The 18,969-nt window shown below is 58.6% G+C and carries 17 protein-coding genes; 2 read left to right on the top strand and 15 right to left on the bottom strand.

The window, feature by feature from the left end:
• Nucleotides 1–31 precede the first annotated feature (31 nt).
• The 15 genes from BN2684_RS06250 to BN2684_RS06175 all read right to left on the bottom strand — a co-directional run bounded on the left by BN2684_RS06250 (nucleotide 32) and on the right by BN2684_RS06175 (nucleotide 17,977).
• A complete protein-coding gene (locus BN2684_RS06250) occupies nucleotides 32–1,252 on the bottom strand; it encodes a hypothetical protein (protein WP_148449903.1) in 1,221 nt (406 codons plus the stop codon).
• Nucleotides 1,253–1,333: 81 nt separating this feature from the next.
• Nucleotides 1,334–2,743: a sugar phosphate nucleotidyltransferase gene (locus BN2684_RS06245; RefSeq protein ID WP_058301301.1), complete on the bottom strand. Its 1,410-nt coding sequence runs from the start codon at nucleotides 2,741–2,743 to the stop codon at nucleotides 1,334–1,336.
• A gap of 159 nt (nucleotides 2,744–2,902) precedes the next feature.
• Nucleotides 2,903–3,796 carry a dTDP-4-dehydrorhamnose reductase gene (gene rfbD, locus BN2684_RS06235; RefSeq protein ID WP_234340178.1) on the bottom strand — a complete coding sequence of 298 codons (894 nt, stop codon included), beginning with the start codon at nucleotides 3,794–3,796 and terminating at the stop codon, nucleotides 2,903–2,905.
• Nucleotides 3,789–4,793, bottom strand: a complete 1,005-nt coding sequence (rfbB, locus tag BN2684_RS06230) for a dTDP-glucose 4,6-dehydratase (RefSeq protein ID WP_058301299.1) — start codon at nucleotides 4,791–4,793, stop codon at nucleotides 3,789–3,791. The genes rfbD and rfbB overlap by 8 nt, the downstream gene beginning before the upstream one ends.
• Nucleotides 4,790–5,359, bottom strand: a complete 570-nt coding sequence (gene rfbC / locus BN2684_RS06225; protein WP_058301298.1) for a dTDP-4-dehydrorhamnose 3,5-epimerase — start codon at nucleotides 5,357–5,359, stop codon at nucleotides 4,790–4,792. The genes rfbB and rfbC overlap by 4 nt, the downstream gene beginning before the upstream one ends.
• Nucleotides 5,360–5,502: 143 nt before the next feature.
• On the bottom strand, nucleotides 5,503–6,261 hold the full coding sequence (locus tag BN2684_RS06220) for a sugar phosphate nucleotidyltransferase (RefSeq protein ID WP_058301297.1): 759 nt from the start codon (nucleotides 6,259–6,261) through the stop codon (nucleotides 5,503–5,505).
• A gap of 41 nt (nucleotides 6,262–6,302) precedes the next feature.
• Nucleotides 6,303–7,511 carry a beta 1-4 rhamnosyltransferase Cps2T gene (cps2T, locus tag BN2684_RS06215; protein ID WP_058301296.1) on the bottom strand — a complete coding sequence of 403 codons (1,209 nt, stop codon included), beginning with the start codon at nucleotides 7,509–7,511 and terminating at the stop codon, nucleotides 6,303–6,305.
• Nucleotides 7,508–9,244 (bottom strand): murein biosynthesis integral membrane protein MurJ, encoded by a 1,737-nt coding sequence (gene murJ / locus BN2684_RS06210; RefSeq protein ID WP_058301295.1) that lies wholly within the window; start codon nucleotides 9,242–9,244, stop codon nucleotides 7,508–7,510. Before murJ ends, cps2T begins: the two co-directional genes overlap by 4 nt.
• Complete coding sequence (locus BN2684_RS06205) at nucleotides 9,241–10,584, bottom strand: glycosyltransferase family 4 protein (protein WP_058301294.1); 1,344 nt, start codon at nucleotides 10,582–10,584, stop codon at nucleotides 9,241–9,243. The genes murJ and BN2684_RS06205 overlap by 4 nt, the downstream gene beginning before the upstream one ends.
• Nucleotides 10,577–11,872 (bottom strand): polysaccharide pyruvyl transferase family protein, encoded by a 1,296-nt coding sequence (locus tag BN2684_RS06200; protein ID WP_058301293.1) that lies wholly within the window; start codon nucleotides 11,870–11,872, stop codon nucleotides 10,577–10,579. Before BN2684_RS06200 ends, BN2684_RS06205 begins: the two co-directional genes overlap by 8 nt.
• Nucleotides 11,873–11,902: 30 nt before the next feature.
• A complete protein-coding gene (locus tag BN2684_RS06195; RefSeq protein ID WP_058301292.1) occupies nucleotides 11,903–13,063 on the bottom strand; it encodes a glycosyltransferase family 4 protein in 1,161 nt (386 codons plus the stop codon).
• A gap of 39 nt (nucleotides 13,064–13,102) precedes the next feature.
• A complete protein-coding gene (locus BN2684_RS06190) occupies nucleotides 13,103–13,783 on the bottom strand; it encodes a sugar transferase (RefSeq protein WP_058301291.1) in 681 nt (226 codons plus the stop codon).
• Between the two features lie 92 nt (nucleotides 13,784–13,875).
• On the bottom strand, nucleotides 13,876–14,820 hold the full coding sequence (gene galU / locus BN2684_RS06185) for a UTP--glucose-1-phosphate uridylyltransferase GalU (RefSeq protein ID WP_082651792.1): 945 nt from the start codon (nucleotides 14,818–14,820) through the stop codon (nucleotides 13,876–13,878).
• 486 nt (nucleotides 14,821–15,306) lie between these two features.
• Nucleotides 15,307–17,115, bottom strand: coding sequence for a hypothetical protein (locus BN2684_RS06180; RefSeq protein WP_058301290.1), 1,809 nt, complete (start codon nucleotides 17,113–17,115; stop codon nucleotides 15,307–15,309).
• 658 nt (nucleotides 17,116–17,773) lie between these two features.
• Complete coding sequence (locus tag BN2684_RS06175; protein ID WP_058301289.1) at nucleotides 17,774–17,977, bottom strand: hypothetical protein; 204 nt, start codon at nucleotides 17,975–17,977, stop codon at nucleotides 17,774–17,776.
• A 266-nt stretch (nucleotides 17,978–18,243) separates the two neighbouring features.
• On the opposite strand from BN2684_RS06175, the gene BN2684_RS06170 reads away from it, so the two are divergent.
• Nucleotides 18,244–18,477 (top strand): hypothetical protein, encoded by a 234-nt coding sequence (locus BN2684_RS06170; RefSeq protein WP_058301288.1) that lies wholly within the window; start codon nucleotides 18,244–18,246, stop codon nucleotides 18,475–18,477.
• Nucleotides 18,477–18,854, top strand: a complete 378-nt coding sequence (locus tag BN2684_RS06165) for a helix-turn-helix domain-containing protein (RefSeq protein ID WP_058301287.1) — start codon at nucleotides 18,477–18,479, stop codon at nucleotides 18,852–18,854. Before BN2684_RS06170 ends, BN2684_RS06165 begins: the two co-directional genes overlap by 1 nt.
• Nucleotides 18,855–18,969: the final 115 nt, after the last annotated feature.

Raw genomic sequence — 18,969 nt, 5'->3', positions numbered from 1 at the left:
GATGAACCCGGTGCGCAAACACTCTGAAAGATCACTTGCCGGTCTTGCTGCTGAGGCGGGCCAGCGCCGCCGCCTTGGTAGCCGCCTTTTGCGATTCGTAGCTATTGCGCCATGCGGATAGCTGCTCCGTCGAATAGCCTCCCGCCTTGTATTCCTTTGACGCTGAAGCGAGGATGGCTTCAAACGAAGCATCGCTTTCGCTTTCAGCTGCGGCGATCTGACCGATCAGCTCCGTCGGCACCTTGCCGGAAGAAGTGAGCTTTTGGATGGCGGAAGCGGCCAATGCGCTGACCTTCTTTTCACTGGAAGCCTGCAGAGCCTTCAGCTTGCTCTCGTATTTGGCGGTGATCACTGCTTTTCCCGTCGCAGAACCAGTGGAGCCTTTGGAGCCACCAGTGGGGCCAGTGGTCCCAGTCGAACCGGTCGAGCCGCCTGACGTGCCTGCTCCTTCTGCCGTTTGTTTCCCTCCCGAGGAGGATGGCTTGCTCGACGGTTTGGCGGTTGAACCGGACGATGAGGAAGTGCCGGAATTCCCGGTTGTTGTTCCGGATGTTCCAGAATGACCGCTTGGTTTGGATGTCCCCGATGGAACAGGATTTGCTGCGGATGCGGTCTCCTTGCTTCCACTTGATCCAGAAGACGTACCTACTCCAGAAGCGGCATTCCCTTCATCTGAAGCGGAGCCCTTTTCATGAAGGGCATTGATGATCTTCTCCCGTTCCGCAGCATCGTAGACGCCGACCAGCTCGATCGGATAGTCCTTGTCGAGAATCACGAGATTTTTGCCATAGGGGCGGGTAATGGCCTGAAGGGTTTCGATTTCCTCCTGAGACAGCTTGGACAGCAGAAGATCGCGAATGTGCTGCCGCTCCTCCACGCTGAGATCGGCTTCCGTCTGCCGGGTCAAGTAATTGATTTCCTTGAACGACAAGCCCGCTTTCATCAGAATGGCGGCAAAGTCGATCGCATCCTGCGAGCTGATCGGCTTGCCGGCGAGCTCCTCGGCTTTAGCTGCAGGCGCGCTCAGCTTGCCGGGCAGCGCAGCTCCTCCCTCCGTTTGGCCGGGACTCGCGCTGCTGCCATCCTCGCCTGCCGAAGCCTGCGGCAAGGCGTGCCGCGCTCGGATATCAGCGAGGTCGACATGATGGACGCGATTCCACAAATAACCGGCAACTCCTCCTACAAGCAGCAAAAGGAGGAGCAGGGCTCCTCCCGCCAAGCGCAACCATCTCCTGCGTCTGGATGTTCTCATGATTCCTCCTCCTTCGTTCCGGCAAACCCGATGAAGCGGGTTTGCCGGATGGTTAGCCGTTGTCCTCTCCTTCTGTCCGACTCAATCGGTTCTTTCCTCTATATAGACAGACACTTCCTGCATGATCTCCGTCCAATCCGGGGTGAGACGCACGATATCTTCCTCGATCAGCTCGCTTCCGCTCTGCACCTCAATCAGCTCTAGGTCGCTTGTCGCCCGCAGGCTGTGCTTCGCTCCAGGCGGAATGGTCACAACATCCCCGGCGCCGATCCTCCGGTAGGAGCCGTCCAGCACCAGCTCCCCGCTGCCGTCCAGGATCGTCCAGACCTCGCGGCGCTTGAAATGCTGCTGGTAGCTGAGATGCTTCCCGGCTGCGATGCCGATCCGCTTGGTCATGACCTCGCGCCCGCCGGGCAGAGAGCGGTAATCGAGCACCCGGCTCCAGCCCCAACGCCGCTCTTCATACATCGGGCGCGAGTCAGTGCCGACCAGCAGATCCTTGATGCGCGGACTCGCCTCCTTCTCCGCGATGAGAATGCCGTCAGGGCTCGCCGCGATGATGGCGTTGTGAATGCCGATGACGGTAACCGGAATGTCCAGCTCGTTGATCAGGTGGCAGCCAGTGGAATCGTCACTCACGACACCTTTGCCGATCTGCGGGGTATCCAACTCCTCGCTCAGCGTATTCCAGGTGCCGAGGTCCTTCCATTTGCCGTGATAAGGTGTGCAGATGATATGCTCCGCCTTCTCGACCACCTCATAGTCGAAGCTGATCTTCGGCATGCGGCCATATTGCCGCACCATCTCTTCATAGTGAACCGGAAGGCCGGAGGCGATCAGCCGGTTCACCAGATACTCCAGCCGGAAGCCGAAGACGCCGCAGTTCCACAGAGCGCCTTCCTTCAGGAGTGCCTCCGCCGCTTCCCGCTTCGGCTTCTCGGTAAAGCGGCGCACCCGGGAGTACGGCTTGCGGATGACGGCTTCCGGGTATTCGGGCAGGAACGGCTCTGGCACGATGTAGCCATATTTCTCCGAGGGCAGGACGGGTTCGGCGCCGATCAGCGCCAACTCCGCACCCGATTGCCGCAGGTAAGCATCCAGCTCGGTCAGCTTGACGAAGAATTCCTCGTCGACGTAAGGATCAACGGGAAGGACGACAACCGTCTCATCCAGCGAAGTCCCTTCGATGGAATAAAGATAGGCGGCGGCCAGCGCCACCGCAGGGAAGGTATCCCTGCGCTCGGGCTCGGCGATCACCGGAACCTCCATTCCGAGCTGGCTGCGGATCATGTCCACCTGCCCACCTCCCGTGGCGATGCAGGCGCTGTCCGCGAGCCCGGCGGCGGTCAGCTGCCGCCACACCCGCTGCACCATCGATTCATAGCTTCCGTCGGGCGCGCGCAGAACCTTGAGAAACTGCTTGCTCCTCGCATCGTTCGAGAGCGGCCACAGGCGTTTGCCGGAGCCGCCGGATAACAGCACAAGCTTCATGAACGCAACCTCCTTGGAATTCAAGTGGATATCACAAGCGAATATCGGATGGGAACCATCCTCTTCGGAACCCGAGCTTCGAGCAAAGAACGGAACGTTCAGCCGAGCTGCAGGGGAAAACCGGAACGGTCAGCAGCTTCTGATGAGGAACGAACCCGTTCAACCGAGCTTCGAATAACGCGGAGCGTTCGCATGCTCCCACTCGTGGAAGAACGCATCGAGCGCAGCTTCCCAATGCGGAAGCGCCGGAACTCCGGCGGCGGTCAAAGCCGTCTGCCCGAGCACCGAATAGGCCGGACGCTTGGCAGGCCGTGGGAAAGCGGAACTATCAACCGGATTCAGCCAGACGGTCCGTCCCGCCCGCTGGAAGATCGCCCGCGCGAACTCGTACCAGGAGCACTGCCCGCCTCCTGCTGCGTGGTAGATTCCAAAGCGCTCCGTCTCAATCAGGCGGGAGACGGCAAGCGCAAGATCCACCGTGTAAGTCGGGCAGCCGATCTGATCGTTAACGACCGAGATGGTATCACGGGAATCGGCAAGCGTGAGCATCGTCTTGACGAAGTTGCCGCCGTTCAGCCCGTACACCCATGAGGTTCGCACGATAAAGGCACGGCTCGACAGACGCAAGGCGAATTTCTCTCCGGCCAGCTTGGATTCGCCGTAGACGTTGACCGGAGACGTCCGTTCCGACTCGCGGTAGGGCTCGCTGCCCGTCCCGTCGAACACGTAATCCGTGCTGATGTAGACCAGCTTGGCTCCGTACCGTTCCGCCTCCATCGCCACATTGCGGGTCCCGAAGGCGTTCACCAGGAACGCTCCGCCATAATCCTCTTCGGCGGCGTCCACTTGGGTGTAAGCTCCCGCGTGGATGACGGCATCGGGACGGATGCGGGCGAACTCCCGCTCCACCGCCTCCGGATCGGTGAAGTCAAGCTCCTCCCGACCCGGACCGTACACCTGCCAGCCCGCTCCGGAGAGGACCTTGACCAGATCCTGCCCGAGCTGTCCCCGCGCTCCAGTCACGATCGCTCTCCGCTTCGTCATATCAGCCATAGATCCGGTCCTCCTCCGCTTGATACTCTCCCGACTCGATCCTTCTCCACCAGCTCTCGTTCCCCAGGTACCAATCGATCGTCTCGCGGATGCCCGTCTCGAAGGTGTAGCGCGGCTTCCAGCCGAGCTCGGAGGTAATCTTCGCCGGGTCGATCGCGTAGCGGCGGTCATGGCCGAGGCGGTCGGCGACATGCTGGATGAGCGACTCCGGCTTGCCGAGTGCGTCCAGGATCAGGCGGACGATGTCGAGATTCGCTTTTTCATTGTGACCGCCGATGTTATAGACCTCACCCGGCACGCCTTTCTCGATGACGAGACCGATGGCCGCCGCATGATCCTCCACATGCAGCCAGTCGCGCACGTTCAGGCCGTCGCCATAGACGGGAAGCGGTTTGTTTTGCAGGGCTCGGGTGATCATGAGTGGGATCAGCTTCTCCGGGAACTGATAGGGTCCGTAATTGTTCGAGCAGCGCGTGATGTTCACGTTCATGCCATAGGTTTCGTGATAAGCGCGCACGAGCAGATCGGCGCCCGCCTTGCTAGCGGAATAGGGGCTGTTCGGGGCGAGCGGTGTTTCCTCGGTAAAGTAACCCGTCGGCCCAAGCGAGCCGTACACCTCATCCGTCGATACCTGCACGAACTTGGCGACCCCGTTTGCCCTCGCCACATCGAGGAGCGTCTGCGTGCCGAGCACATTCGTCAAGGCAAATACCTCAGGGCGGGTAATGCTGCGGTCCACATGCGATTCGGCAGCGAAGTTGACGATGGTATCGATCTTGTAAGCCTTGACCAGGTGGCTCACCAGCTTCCGCTCGGCGATATCGCCCCGGATGAAGGTGTAGCGCGGATGCCCTTCCCATTCCTTCACATTGTCCGGATTGCCGGCATAGGTGAGCTTGTCCAGGTTCACGATCTGTTCCGTCTCCGCCCGCTCGATCATATAGCGGATAAAATTGCTGCCGATGAATCCGGCGCCTCCCGTCACTAGCATCCTCATGCCGTTCCCTCCCATTGTTCCTTCGTGTAAATCTCCACTTCCGCAAGCCGCGGGTGCTTGCCGTCTTTGTCCGACAAGATGGGCTCTTCCACCGGCCAAGGAATTTGAAGATCGGGATCATCGTAGCGGATGCCCCGGTCATTCTCCGGTGAGTAGAGCGCATCGACCTTGTACAGCACCTGCGTGTTCTCGGTCAGCGTGCAAAAGCCATGGGCAAAGCCCTTCGGGATGAGTAGTTGAAGCTGGTTTTCCTCCGTGAGCAGAAAGGCTTCCCATTGCCCGAAGGTCCGCGAGTTCTCACGCATGTCCACGACCACATCGTGGATCGCGCCGGCGAGCACCCGGATCAGTTTGGTCTGCGCCTTCGGCGGTGTCTGGTAATGCATACCGCGCAGAGTCCCACGGGGAACCGACAAGGAATGATTGTCTTGAATAAATGCCGATGGGAGCCCTAGCCGTTTGAGCGTATCCGCCCGAAAGCTCTCCATGAAAAATCCGCGTGCGTCCCGGTGCCGGACCGGCTCCAGTAGATAGACCCCGTCAAGTTTGGCCGGGATGAGCTTCATAAGGGTGTCCCCTTTCGAATGAGTGACTGAGTGACTTGTCTATGCGGTTTAGTACGCTGTCCGCCTTAATCGTGTGGATATGAATCGGCGTCAATCGGTATGAGAAGTTGTGCAGAGTCCACGGTTTTTGAGTGGACAGCGTACTAGTTTGCGATCGACAGCTTCGGCTTACGGCCGAAGTCCGGATCGAATTCAGCGTTCTCGAGCAGTTGATTCGCAAGCGCCAGTGAGGCATGCGTTCCGGCGTCCGTCCACCAGCCGTTCAGAATGTCGTAGGACAGCGCGCCTGTCGAGATATAATGATTGTTCACGTCCGTAATCTCCAGCTCGCCGCGACCGGAGGGCTTCAAGGTGCGAATGATTTCGAACACCTTGGCGTCGTAAAAGTAGATTCCGGTCACCGCGTACGGGCTCTTGGCCTGAGTCGGCTTTTCCTCGATGGAGACGATGCGGCTGCCGGAGAGCTCGGCGACGCCGTAGCGTTCCGGATCGGGCACGCGGCAGAGGAGAATCTTGGCCCCTTCGCCCTGCTGCTCGAAGCGGCGGGCATATGCCCCTATGTCATCGGCAAAGATGTTATCACCGAGAATGACGGCGATGCTGTCGCCGGCGGCGAAGTTCTCCGCGAGGCCGAGCGCCTGGGCGATGCCTCCGGCTTGATCCTGCACCTTGTAGGTGAAGGTGCAGCCGAATTCGCTGCCGCTGCCGAGCAGGCTGACCACATCGCCCATATGCTCGCGGCCGGTGACGATGAGGATTTCCTTCATCCCCGCGTCGATCAGCTTGTGGATGCCGTGATAGATCATCGGGTATTTGCCTACGGGAAGGAGATGCTTGTTGGTTACCTTCGTTAATGGATACAGCCGAGAGCCGGTTCCTCCTGCCAAAATAATCCCTTTCATCTCCATCTCTCCTTTTCGTTTTGCCTCATGGGCGTTTGCCTCTATCGGGAAGCCACAGCAGCTTTGCCTCGATTCACCTGCGCCTCGCTCCGCCGTTCCAGGAGGAACAGCCGTTCATATTGGTTCACGATGTCCCTCCAGGAATACGCCTCCCGGATGCGGGCCTTTGCCCGGCTGCCGTAGCTAGCGAGCACGGCAGCGGGCAGGCGATCCGCTTCGTGCAGCACGCGGGCAAGATCGCCTTGGGTCTTGCTGAAGTAGAGAGCTCCCTCCGCTCCGACCTCGCGGTTAAATACGACGTCGAGAAGCAGATTCAGCCGGGTGGAAGCGAGTGCTTCGAGCAGCGAGGGGTTGGTTCCGCCTACCTCATGCCCGTGCAGATAGCCATAGGCTTCCTCGCGGAGCTTCGTGAGCAGCTCCTGGTCGTAGACCGTTCCGACGAATTTGATCCTCGGGTCCCGGTCGAACGCGGTCGAAGCGAGCAATCTTTCGTAGAAGGTGTTCGCTTCCACCCCCGTAACGATGACGAGCTGCTTGGGCGAATCGCTCGCCATGAACTCGCGGATCATCGTCTCGTAGTTGTTCTCCGGAACGAAGCGGCCGACGATCAGGTAGTACTGGCCGGGCTCCACGCCATGCTCCCGATACCAGTCGAGCAGCTTCGGCGAATCGGAAGGCAGCTCGGAGGGGATCAAGTCCGCTCCATAAGAGATGAAGCGGGTGCGCGGCTTGTAGCGGGCATAATCCTTCCTGATGTAATCCTCGATGCCTACGGAATCGCAGACGAGCAGATCGGCATGCTTCACCATCAGCTTCTCTGACAGCTTCCAGTACGCGCGGATCGGCTTCGACCACTTGCTGCGCTTCCACTCATGCCCGTCCGGGTTGACGTAGACGAGCGCTCCTAGACGCTCCAGCTTGCTTTTGTAATAAGCGAAGAAGGGGCCGATCCGGCAAGCGAGGATGTAAACGACGCAATCCTCCAGCTTGTGCTCGCGGATGTAGTGAAGGCAGCGCTTCAGGCTGAGTAGGTCGTAGAGCACGGCCTTGGCGCTGCCCACCTCGGGAACCTTGACCTGGAAGCAGCGAGCATCGTTATGCTCGAATTCTCCGTCTTCCTTGGCTTGGCAGGCGACATGGTATTTGATGTCCGCCGAACGCTTCTGCCGGGTCAGCTGCTCGACAAAGGTTTCAAAACCGCCGTAGCGGGCTGGAATGCCTTTGGAGCCGATTATGAACACATGCTTCATCCGATGGACCTCCTTTTGGAGCTGAGTTTGGCCTTCAAAGCTGCCTCCAGCTTCACCCAGTCGCGAATGCCGAAGAGCTTGGCGCAAGCGGCGAAGACGAGGACGCCCGCGGGGAGTGCGGCCAGGAGCTTCATGGCGGGGGAAGCCGGGACGAGCTCGCGGATAGCGAACCATACCGCGCCGAGCAGAACGGACAGGGCCGCTGACTTCGCAGCATCCCCCCAATCGATCCTCGAGAGGAACCGGTAGCGGCGTTCCAGCCGGTAAGCGAGCAGAAGGCTCGACAGCATCATCGTGAGCGAGGCGGCAAGGGCGATGCCCGTTACGCCGAAATACCGGCACAGCACGATGCTCAAGATGACGCCGACGACGAATGCATTCAGCGTATTAATCGTGGGGGTGCGCGCATCCCGCTTCGCGAAATACACGCGGTTGAGGATGTACCGCATCCCGATGCCGAGCAGCCCGATGCCATAGCCTGCGAGAGCCTGCGAGGTGAGGTGAAGCCCGTTCGCATCGAACTTGCCGCGTCCGAACAGGAGGGCGATGACCTCGGGGCTGAACACGAGCAGAAACGCGGTTACCGGTAAAATGGTCAGGCAACTGAAGGTGATCGCGCCGCCAAGCAGTTCCACCATCCCCTCCTCATCCTGTTCGTCAATGGAGCTCATCTTGGAAAAGAGGATCATGCCGATGGTGCTCACGATGATCATCACGATCATCTGGATGACCCGGTCGGCATACGACAGAGCCGAAATGCTGCCTTCCGCCAGCCCCGAGGCCAGCCGGCGATCCACGAATACACCTGCGCGCTGGATCATCGTCCCGAGGTAAACGGGGATGAGAAACAGCAGGAACTCGCGAAACTCCGGTCCGCGGTAAGCCGCCGGAGCAAGAACCGCCTTGTAGCGCTGCCCCTGACGGTGCAGGTCGTAGAACAGATAGGCCGTCTGCAAGACCGTGCCGACGAGAAGGCCGATGCCGACCGAGAGGACGCCGGTCCGGTGATGAAGGACGATCTGCGCCACGACCGCCGCCAGATTAAGTGGAAGGCTTAAGAGAGTGATCGTCTTGAATTTCTCCAGCTTGGTCTCGACGGCGAGCAGGATGGCCGAGAGAAAGGTCGGCACCATCTGCAAGCTGGCAACCGCGAGCAGGGCAGGCGCATTCGCCATCGGCATCTTGCTTCCGGCGAGCAGGACTTCCAGCACCGGCTGATGGAACACGATCGCGGCCGCTGTCACAAGGCCGAAGAACAGCGTTCCGGCGATGAGCACCTGCGAGACGATGACGCGGTTCTCGCCGTAACGGGAATCCTCCTTCCCGTATAGGAAGGGGATGAGCGCGACGGCAACCGCCGCCGTGATGCCCGTGCTGAACAGCTCGGGCAGGGTGTTCAGGTAGTAGTAGAGGTCCAGCTCGGCGCTTGCGCCATAGTAGTAGCCGATGACCATCTCGCGGATCAGGCCGGAGAGCTTGGCGACGACCGCGAGCAGGATGGTCACCAGGAACAGGGCGGACATGCTGCTGCCCGCTGATTTGGGTTTCGCTGCGGCAGCAGCTGGCCCCGCCGGTGCCGCTAACGCGGCCGCTTCCGCGAGTGCCGTGGGGGGTGTGGCCGATTCGGTGAGCGCCGCAGCCACCCCTGCGGCCGCTGAACCAGCGGAGGCCGCTCCGCTTCCTGCCGGAGAGCGGAATCGCTTGGGGGCGGAACCCGCCCGCCGCGCGTTCATCGGACGCCGCCTTTACCGGCGGGCAGAGCGGAGGCTTGCCGCTTGGCGGCGGTCTGCACTGCGGGGGCGGCCTTCGCCGTCAACGCGGCTCTTTCGGCGGAGGAGCCTCCAGCTGCTTTCATCGCCGAAGCACTCGCTTCAGAGGCCGGCGTAGCTCCGCTACCGGCTCTCCCCGCTCCTGCCATGCCGCCGACGCCGTCCGTCAGCGCTGCCGGAGCACCTGCGAGCAGCTTGTCATAGAGCGACATATGCTTCTGAAGCATTTGCTCCTTGGTGAAGCCTTCCGCCACTTTCTTCTGCCCGGCTGTGCCATGAGCGCGGATCAGCTGCGGCTGCCGGAGGTAATCCATCATAGCCGCCGCCAGCTCCGCCGCGTTCCCGGGAGCCACCAGCCTGCCGTTCGTTCCATCCTCCAGCACCTCCGGCACTCCGTTGACGCGGGTCGCGATGACCGGCGTGCCGGAAGCGAGGCTCTCCAGAATGACCATCGGCAGCCCCTCGAAGAGCGAGGGCAGCAGCAGGACATCCATTCCGGCGAGCAGTTCCGGAATATCGGTACGAAAGCCGAGAAACTGGACGGAGCTGTCCAAGCCGAACCGCTTCACCAATTCCTTCGTCGGCGCCTCTTCCTCGCCCGTCCCGGCGAGGATCAGCTCCGGCTTGAGTCCGGTTCCCCGCAGCTCCTCCGTTACGCTCTTCCAGGCTTCAATCAGATAGGGAAGTCCCTTCTGCTTGGACATCCGCGCCACGAAGCCAAACTTGATGCTCTCGCGGTTCACCGGCCTCTCGGCTTTGTCCGTATGAAAGCGGCGAACGTCAATTCCGTTGTGAATGGTGGAGATTGCCGTCTTCGGGCAGTGCGGCGCGTATTTCCCGCGCAGATCGTCCGATACCGCGACGATATGATCGGTGAAGCGGCGGCCGAGGCCGTATTCGACGGCGGTGTACACCTTCTTCTGCATCGGCGATATCGTGAAGGTGTTCTCCGCGATGAGCAGATGCACGGTCCAGACCGACTTCGGGCGTCTTTGAGACAATCGGGATGCAAGCCGACCGAACAGACCACCGCGATTGCCGTGCGAATGCACGAGGTCGATGTTCAGCTTGTCGATATACCCGATCAGCATCCGCCAAGACTTCAAATCGCCCATGCCGGTCATCGGCAGCTCAAGAATTTCCTCCCGAGGAATGTGATGCTTGTCAAAGAAATCCTGGCGGAACGGTCCGCATAGATACGGTTCGTATCGCTCTCGGTCCAGGTTCTTGTACAGGTAGGTGATGACCTCCTCCTCCCCACCGGGCTCCTGGAAAGCCCCGAGGAAGAGCACTCGCTTACGCATCCTGCCATTCTCCCGCTACGGCGGTGATCCGGGCTTTCGCCGGGGTGGCTCCCCCCGACGCGATCACGTCGTACAGAAGCGTGTTGTTGAGTCGCGATTTTGCCTTCAGCCCCGGCAGCGTCCGCGAGAGCGTCCGCCGCATGCCGTCCAGATCGGCGAGGGCCTTGTCGACGAGCGAGATGAGCGCCTGCTCCTTGATGCCCTTGATCGGGAGCACGTACTCTTCGAGCCCAACCGCCTTCATGATGCCATCCGTCTTCGGATCGTAGGAGACCGCCACGCAGGGCACCCCCTCCGACAAGGAAAAGATATTCGAGTGCATCCGCGTACCGAGGAACAGATCCATGCAGCTGTAGACGCCCTTAAGCTCCTCCGGGGTCAGGTTCTCGCCGATCAGATGGACATTGGGAAGACCCTCCAGCCGGGAATGAATCTCCCGCGAGATGATCAGGTCATTGTCCTCTCCCGGACCGATGCACTGCGGCATCAGGAACACTTGCGCTCCCGGAATACCGGCCAGATGAAGGATCGTCTGCCGCATCGTTTCTTTGTATCCCGCAAGCAACTCGTCTCGGTTCGCTTCCCCCGGAAAATGCCAGGAGCGCATCGTGATGCCGATCTTCATGCTGTTCGAGGTGAGCAGCTTCTGCAGGCGACCCGGACCGATCTCCTTCTTTTCCAGCAGGAAGGCGATGTCGCTCGTCTCGAAGCAGTTGTCCGCATCTGGAACAAAACGCTTAAGAAACGCCGATGATATCGGCTCCCGCGGCAGGCAGAGCGCTGATTTCTTGATAATGCGGCGGATTTTGCTCTGCACGAGCGCATTTTCGCCGAATTCGCCGACCGTCTGAGCATAGATCACGAAGGGCTTGCGGTATTGGACCGCCGTCATGAACTGCACGTAATGGTACATGAAGTCTCCAAGGAATTGAGCGAGGTTGCGCGCCTTGAAGTAGCCCCCTCCGCAGCTCACCACGATGTCCGCCTCCCGGAATTCGCGCAGAGTGGGATGAACGGGTAGCTTCAGCAGATTCGCCGCCCAAAGCGCGGACCAGCGAAAGGAGTTCCGCAGCACTTTGGCCAGCCGGCTCTTGCCCTTGTAAGGCGAGAGCAGACCGCCGACTACCCGGCAATCCCCGTATTTGTCCTGATCCAGCTCCGGAAATAGCGAGATGACCGTGATGCGCGCCTGCGGATACTCCTTGCGAAACTCCTGCACCATCGCTCGGATGATGCCGGAGTCGCCTTTGTTCAGATAGCAGTAGGCGTTGGTGATGAGTATGTTCATGACAGGTTCCCCTTCTTCACTGGTTGGTGTTTAGACCGTCTGCGCCCCGAGAGTGCGGCGGGCCGGGCGTTCGTCCAACACGCTCTCGTAGATCGCGGACGTTTGCCGCCCCGTCTTGGCCCAGCTGAAATCCTGCGCCCGGGCAAGCCCTTTCGCCATATAGTCCTGCCGCGTTCGCGGCTCGCGGAGCAGCTTGACGATCCCGGCGGCAATCTCGTCCTCCTTCAAAGGATCGACCAGCACCGCCGCGCCTCCGGCAATTTCCGGGAGGCAGGACGTATTCGAGGTGACGACCGGCGTGCCGCAGGCCATACTTTCCAGAACCGGCAGGCCGAAGCCTTCGAAGATCGAGGGATAGACGAATACATCCGCCGCGTTGTAGAGCAGGGGCAGGTCCTCCTTCGGCACATAGTCCGTGAGGATGACATCCGATAGGAACGGGAAATCGGCCAGCGATTGGAAGATTCCTCCGAACATCCACGCCTTGCGCCCGACGACAACCAGCTTCGCCCGAATATCCGGATTCTCCAGCCGAATGCGCTTATAGGCTTCCAGCAAGCGGGGGATGTTCTTGCGCGGCTGCAGGTTGCCAACTGCGAGGATATACTCGCCCTCGATGCCGTATTTCTTGCGGACCGCCGTGAGCTGAGAAGCATCCGGAACGGCCCGGAACGCTTCGTCGATGGAGTTGTACGTCACGGCGATCTTCTCCTCGGGAACTCCGTAGGTGTCAATCATGTCCTGCTTGGAATATTCCGAGACCGTGATGATTCGGGCCGCTTCCTTGGCGGTTTTACGGATACCGACCTTGAGGAAGGAGGCTTCCTTCCGGGTGAAAAATTCCGGGTAATGCTCAAACGAAATGTCGTGGATGGTGCTTACGATCGGGCAGTCGGCGAAATACGGGGCCGTGTACTGCACATGCAGAAGGTCAAGCTTCTCCCGGCGGATAAGGTGGGGGAATTCGATCGGCAGGCGTAGAAACGGGCTGCGCGTCTTGAATTCCACCGTCTTCCAGTCCGTTTCGGAAAAATCCCCGGCGTAGTTGTAGTTTTTATTGACGAACAGGCGGTAATCGAACCGGCTCCGGTCGAGATTCTTGATGACGTTCTTGATGTAGACTTCGTTGCCGCTAAAATTGGTGCCGATCGCCTGAGCGTCGATGCCGATGCGGTAGAGCTTCCTCTCCATCCCCTGCTCTCTCCTTCCGTGCGCTCTTTGAATCTGTCTTCAAAACGCGCTCTTCGATGCAAAAATCTCCTTCACCGTCCGCGCGATCAGCGAGAGGTCCATCCAGATGCTGCGTTTGCGGATATAGGTGAGATCCAGCTCCACCATCTGCTCGAAGCTTAAGCTGTTGCGCCCGCTGACCTGCCAGAGTCCGGTGCAACCGGGAGTGACCTGGAGCCTTTGCCGATGGTAAACCGTGTAATCCTTGACCTCGCGGGGCAAGGGCGGTCGGGGACCGACCAGACTCATATCACCTTTCACGACATTCCACAGCTGAGGAAGCTCATCGAGGCTCATCTTCCGAATCACTCGACCGACGCGGGTGATGCGCGGATCGTTTTTCATCTTGAACATATTCCCTTGAATTTCGTTCTGCTTCAGCAAGTCCGCCAGCCGTTTCTCCGCGTCGCTGACCATAGAGCGAAACTTGAACATCTGAAACTCCTTGCCGTTCTTGCCGACTCGGGTTTGCCGGAAAAAGACGCCGCCTTGAGGGTCCTCCAGCTTGATCAGGAGTGCGATCAGAACGAGCACGGGAAGGGCGAGGAGAATTCCAAGCATCCCTCCCATCACATCCATCGTCCGTTTCAGCATGAGATACATCCGTTCGCGAGCCGGTACACCTACCTCGGCTTGTCCAAGCTGCGCCGTTAAATTCTTGGAATATTCCCCGATTCCCATCGTTGTCAACCTCCCCACTGAATTTTGAATCTTCCGAAAATTTGAAATCTTAAGCATTCGTTATTCGACTCTCATCCTGCCTGACAGCCGGTTCAGCCTGTGGAGCGAGAGGACCAGTCACTTACATCCCGTGCGCGCAGATCGCGGAGAAAGATCTCAGGAGCCGCCCCTTCCTTCACCAGCAATTCTTGAATGGCCTTCAAGGTCGCTCCTCTCAGTTCGGGATTCGCCACCGCAAAATCGAGAGTCGTCAGGATAAAACCGAGCTTCTCGCCGACATCGTAGCGGGTTCCTTGGAAGTTATAGGCGTACACCTGCTGTTCCAGCGCAAGACGCGCAATCGCGTCGGTCAGTTGAATTTCGCCTCCGGAGCCTTCCTCCTGGCTGTCCAGAATGCCGAAGATTTCCGGCGGAAGGATGTACCGGCCGAGGATGGCCAGGTTGGAGGGAGCTTGTCCCGCCGGCGGCTTCTCGACCAGGCCCGCCACTTCGTATAAGCGGCCGTTCTGGGAGGCGGGAGCCACGATCCCGTAGCGCCCGGTTTCGCCGTCCGGCACCGGCTGAACGCCGAGAATGGCGGAGGATACCGCCTCGTACTGGGTGATCATCTGCTTCAGGCAGGGGGTCTCCGCCCGGACGATGTCGTCACCGAGCAGAACGGCGAACGGCTCCTGCCCGATAAACCGACGGGCGCACCAGACGGCGTGACCGAGCCCCTTCGGTTCTTTTTGCCGGATGTAATGGATATCCACCTTGGAGGTTCGCTGAACCTCCTCAAGCAGCTTGAGCTTCCCTTTCATCTCCAGATTCGACTCCAGCTCGAACGCATGGTCGAAATGGTCCTCAATCGCCCGTTTCCCCTTGCCCGTCACGATGATGATGTCCTCGATACCGGACTCCACCGCTTCCTCGACGATATACTGGATCGTCGGTTTGTCGATGATGGGCAGCATCTCCTTCGGCATCGCCTTGGTCGCCGGAAGGAACCGGGTGCCTAGACCGGCAGCGGGAATAATCGCCTTCTTCACTTTTTGCACATTGCATCCCTCCGATTGGTTTGATGACTGCATGCTTGCGGCGCACCATAGGGCTGATTCTAAGATGCTCATGGGACGGCCCTTCCCTCTGCGGGTCAAGAGATGGACCGTTTCATGAGATCCCTGAGCTTGAGGGCCGCGCGAAGCCTGCCCGCTCAGGCCATATCGAACAGCACAAGACGCTTGCCGGTGTATACCGGTGGTATCAATGAAAACAACCCATTCATTCAAACGAACCAATCTTTATAGGAATGAACTATCATATTGATAAAATTAATATTTATCTCCTATAAGATAGTTAACCTCGTTCGCCATGTTCCTGCATAATCCGGTTTCGATCATTCGATTACTAGCCGGAAGCCGGACAGCAGCCGTTTTTTGCACCGATCGCTCGGTTCACAGGGATGTCGTCCTCCATGTTGCCCGGTTTGGATCTAGGGGCCGCTCCCGCACGAGCTGCGTTTGCGGCACCCCAGTCACCAGTCGTTACTTATTCGTGAGACTGTCCTTCAACAAGGTAGGAAGCAGGGTCTCCAGCTTGATGCTGCTAGGGTCAATCCCGGAGAAGGCCGAGCTGTCCAAGATCGTCTTGAAGTAGGCCAGCAGGAGTCCGAAACGCGCGCGGTAGAGCGGGTCTACGGTCCAGGCGATGCGGGAATTGGTTCTTGTGATGTCTTTGCCTTTGATGCCCAAGCCGCGAAGCACCTTGCTGATCTTCAGGTCCTTGTCCGCAAGCACTTTGTTCCAGGCATTCTCGTTATACGTGCCGCTCAGAATATCCAGCAGCTTCTGCGTGATTGGTTTCCCGTTGCCAGTGAAGAGGCCGCTTTGCATCGATTTCTCGTAAGCGAGGAGGAATTCCGTCAGGTCGGTGAAGCTGATCGCATCCATTCCCTTCGACTCGCCGCTCAAGATCACCAATTGATCCAACAGCTCCAGGTTGTCCCGGCGAAGCTGCTCCAACTCACTGAAATCGGAGTCATAGGCGATCCCGAGTCCCGCGAACAGGCCGAGGATGTTTTTCTCCGTCACCTGCTCGAAGCCTGTCTTCTTGCCTTTCTTCTTGGCAATCGGCTCCCAGATGTCGCTGATCAGCGCCGTATTCGTCAGAGCGGCCAGCCGATCTCTCGCCTGCCGGATCGAAGGCAGATCCTCAGGTCGGATCGCGGAGCGAACTTCATTCAAGCGCTCGACCAGATACTGGGCTTCCTCCGGAAGCTGCGGTTTATCGGGGCTTGCAGAGCCGAGATAGACGACCCGGCTGTCCAGCAGGGGCTTGTTCAGGGCTTTCAGCACGGCCCGAACCGTCACAACCGCTCCCTTGCCCGAGGTGAGGGTGATTTTCCCGTTTGTGATGGTAACCGCCGGAACATCCTTAACCTCCTGCCACTCGATGAGGGAGGCCGGGATCTGCTTGCCGAACACCGATAGCGAAGGAGTGATCGTCTTGCGGTACGTGTCCGCCGTTTCCTTGTACTGCACCTGCGAGCGTACCGCCGTGAAGGCGAAGGCCAGCTTGGCGCTGCCGTCCGGGTCCACGATCACGCTGACCCGGTCCTTCACCTTGATGATGTCGTTCGCCGTGATTCCGAGTCCCCGGATGATCTGACTGACAACGAGATCATTGTCATCCAGCGTGTCCGCAAGCGCTTGATTCAACAGAGTGGATACGGTTTTTCGGTTCAGCAGCGCAGTAAGGTCCTTGCCGCTTGCAGCCGTCTGCAGATAGGAAGCATAACGCAGGGAGAAGGCGGCAAGGTCGCCGTAATCGATACCGTCCATGCCGTTCGGGTTCCCGGACAGCCGCACCAGATCGCTGAGCAATTCGGCATGCTTGGTTCGAACCATCGCCAGATCGGTCAAGGTCGGATCGTAATCAAACGCTAGATCGTGGATGAGCTCCATCAACGCTTGCGGCGTAATGGAGTCATATCCGGCTTTGCCAGCCTTCGCCAAGGCGAGCTTGTACCCGATCTCCGCAAACAAGGCCGGGTCATCCAGCTCCCTCACCCGCTCTCTCGCTTCCTTCAGAACGAGAAGGTCTTCGGGGAGAATCGCGGCGCGAAGCCGTTGAAGCTGATCGATCAGAGGCTTTGCCGCATCTGGCAGTGGAACGATTCCTCCGCTTAATGAATTCAGCCGTTCAGCCTCCGTTAGGCCGGTTTCGCTTCCCGCAGCCGATCCCGCCTTCGCGGTCTCTCCCCAGGCTACGGCCGGGACGGACAAGCTCCCGGTCAGCAAGCTTGCGGACAGAACCGAAATCAGCAGTTTCTTCGGCATCGTTTTCTTGGACAATGTCTCTCACCTCTCTCAATTGTTCATGTCGAGCGTGTTTGCATACACCCTCTTGCGAGCGGAAGATTGCATCTCCCCGCTTAGCCCTGTCTGTCGCCTGTGTGAGTCGTAGCGGTCCGGCACTCTGGCCGAGGCAAAATGCTGTCAAGGAATGTCAACCGTCAGTGTAACGTCTCCCGACAGAATCCTCGCTGCCCTGTCACGGATAGGTTTTTGGCGAAGGCTCGTGGAGTTGAACTCACTTTATGATACAATTTGTATCACTGTCAATAGGGGAATAAAATTTGGGAAATAAGGCCGGGGCAAGTAAAAGGCTCGCGTCGAACGCTGTAGCCATCGTGAAGAAAGGACTAAGGACGCACATTATAATGAACAGCGGCGGAAGGAGCTCCACCTGCCTTTATCTTCTATAAGTTAGCGAATCTTGCAATCGGCAAGTGTCTCTCCATCCCTCCCGGTTACCGCTCACCGGATTCTCGGCCCGCTCATGAAAAAAACATTCCTGAACCGGCTCCCCCGCCGTTTGGAATGCTTTTTGGTCGCTTTCTTCTATATAAATATAAAACGCTTTCATTCCTTGCGGCGGCGTCCCTGATCATTCAGGAACCACCGTTCGCATACGCTCGCAGTTGATGAGGCAGACACGGATGAACTGGTTTTACCGGTTGCGGCTGCCAAAGAACTTTGCCGAGAATTTCGAATACGGCAATGGCTTTGTTCTCACCGGGCGAAGGCCCTCGGAACGCGCGCCGGAATCCCGATTGAAGCTGGGATACGCATTGGCACGTTCGACGTCCTGGCTCCGGATTCCCAACTGCATCATGATCCGGCTGATATCGAGTTCTATTCTTTCGTCTTTCATCCTGCGTCCTCCCTCTTTGGCCGTAAATACGTGGAACCTCATGCTCCGTTTATGCGTATTTACCGACGTGTAGAATCCATCTCTATCCACACCGCATACTCCGGTGCTTCGTGCAGGGCATGGCCAATAGAGTCGCATTTGTTACGTAATGTATCATGGATGAATTATACTCCGAGCGAAATTTGCCGGGTATGGACCATTTGTTGCAATTTCCTGTAACTCCTGAAGTCTTGGGCGGGTAGGATGACCTTGGAGAAAGAAGTCGAATGATGACGAAATTTAAAGGCTTTCATCCGGTTGCTCTCCCTTGCCGAAACTATTATGATGGTAAGAGAATCTACATAATCCGCATCCGCCCGTTCCAGAAGAACTATCCGGGTGCCAAAAATCGGGACCGGCACAAGCTGTCGGGACTGCTGGATGGTCATTGGCAGCTGCCATCCAAACGGCGTGCGGGCCCTAAACCCGCCGAATCCGCGATCATTTTGGAGGAATGGTAATGAAGTACGGCAATCGGATCGCCCGACTGCGGGCGGAAAAGGAATTGACTCAAGGAGAACTGGCGGAAAAGGTCAGCATCTCCCGGGCGTCCTTATCCCACTATGAAAACGACCGGCGAGAGCCCGATCTCGATGTGCTGGCAAAGCTGGCTGATTTCTTTGGTGTCACCCTCGATTTTCTGATGGGACGAACGAATGAGCCTGGCCGTTCCTTGGACCCGGAAGTGAAGGATTTCGTCGAGAGCCTCGAGCTTGCAGACGAATCGATTATCCAGAAGTTTCAGTTAACGATTGACGGCAGAGAGCTGACTTCAGACGAAGCTCGCCGATTCATCGCCTTCATTCGAGCCGAAAGACAGATGCGCGGCGAAGCCTAAATGGATAACTCCCCTCATCATAATAGACCGTTCCAATTCGTTGCAAGCGAAACGGAACGGTCTATTTGCTTGTCTCAAAGCTTCATCGCGGTTGACTCCGCCCCCTCATTCATCC

This window comes from Gorillibacterium timonense (assembly GCF_001457415.1).
In the GTDB taxonomy this organism is placed as follows: domain Bacteria; phylum Bacillota; class Bacilli; order Paenibacillales; family NBRC-103111; genus Gorillibacterium; species Gorillibacterium timonense.
Note: the sequence above shows the minus strand (reverse complement) of the source record. Positions and strands in the feature narration are given on the sequence as shown.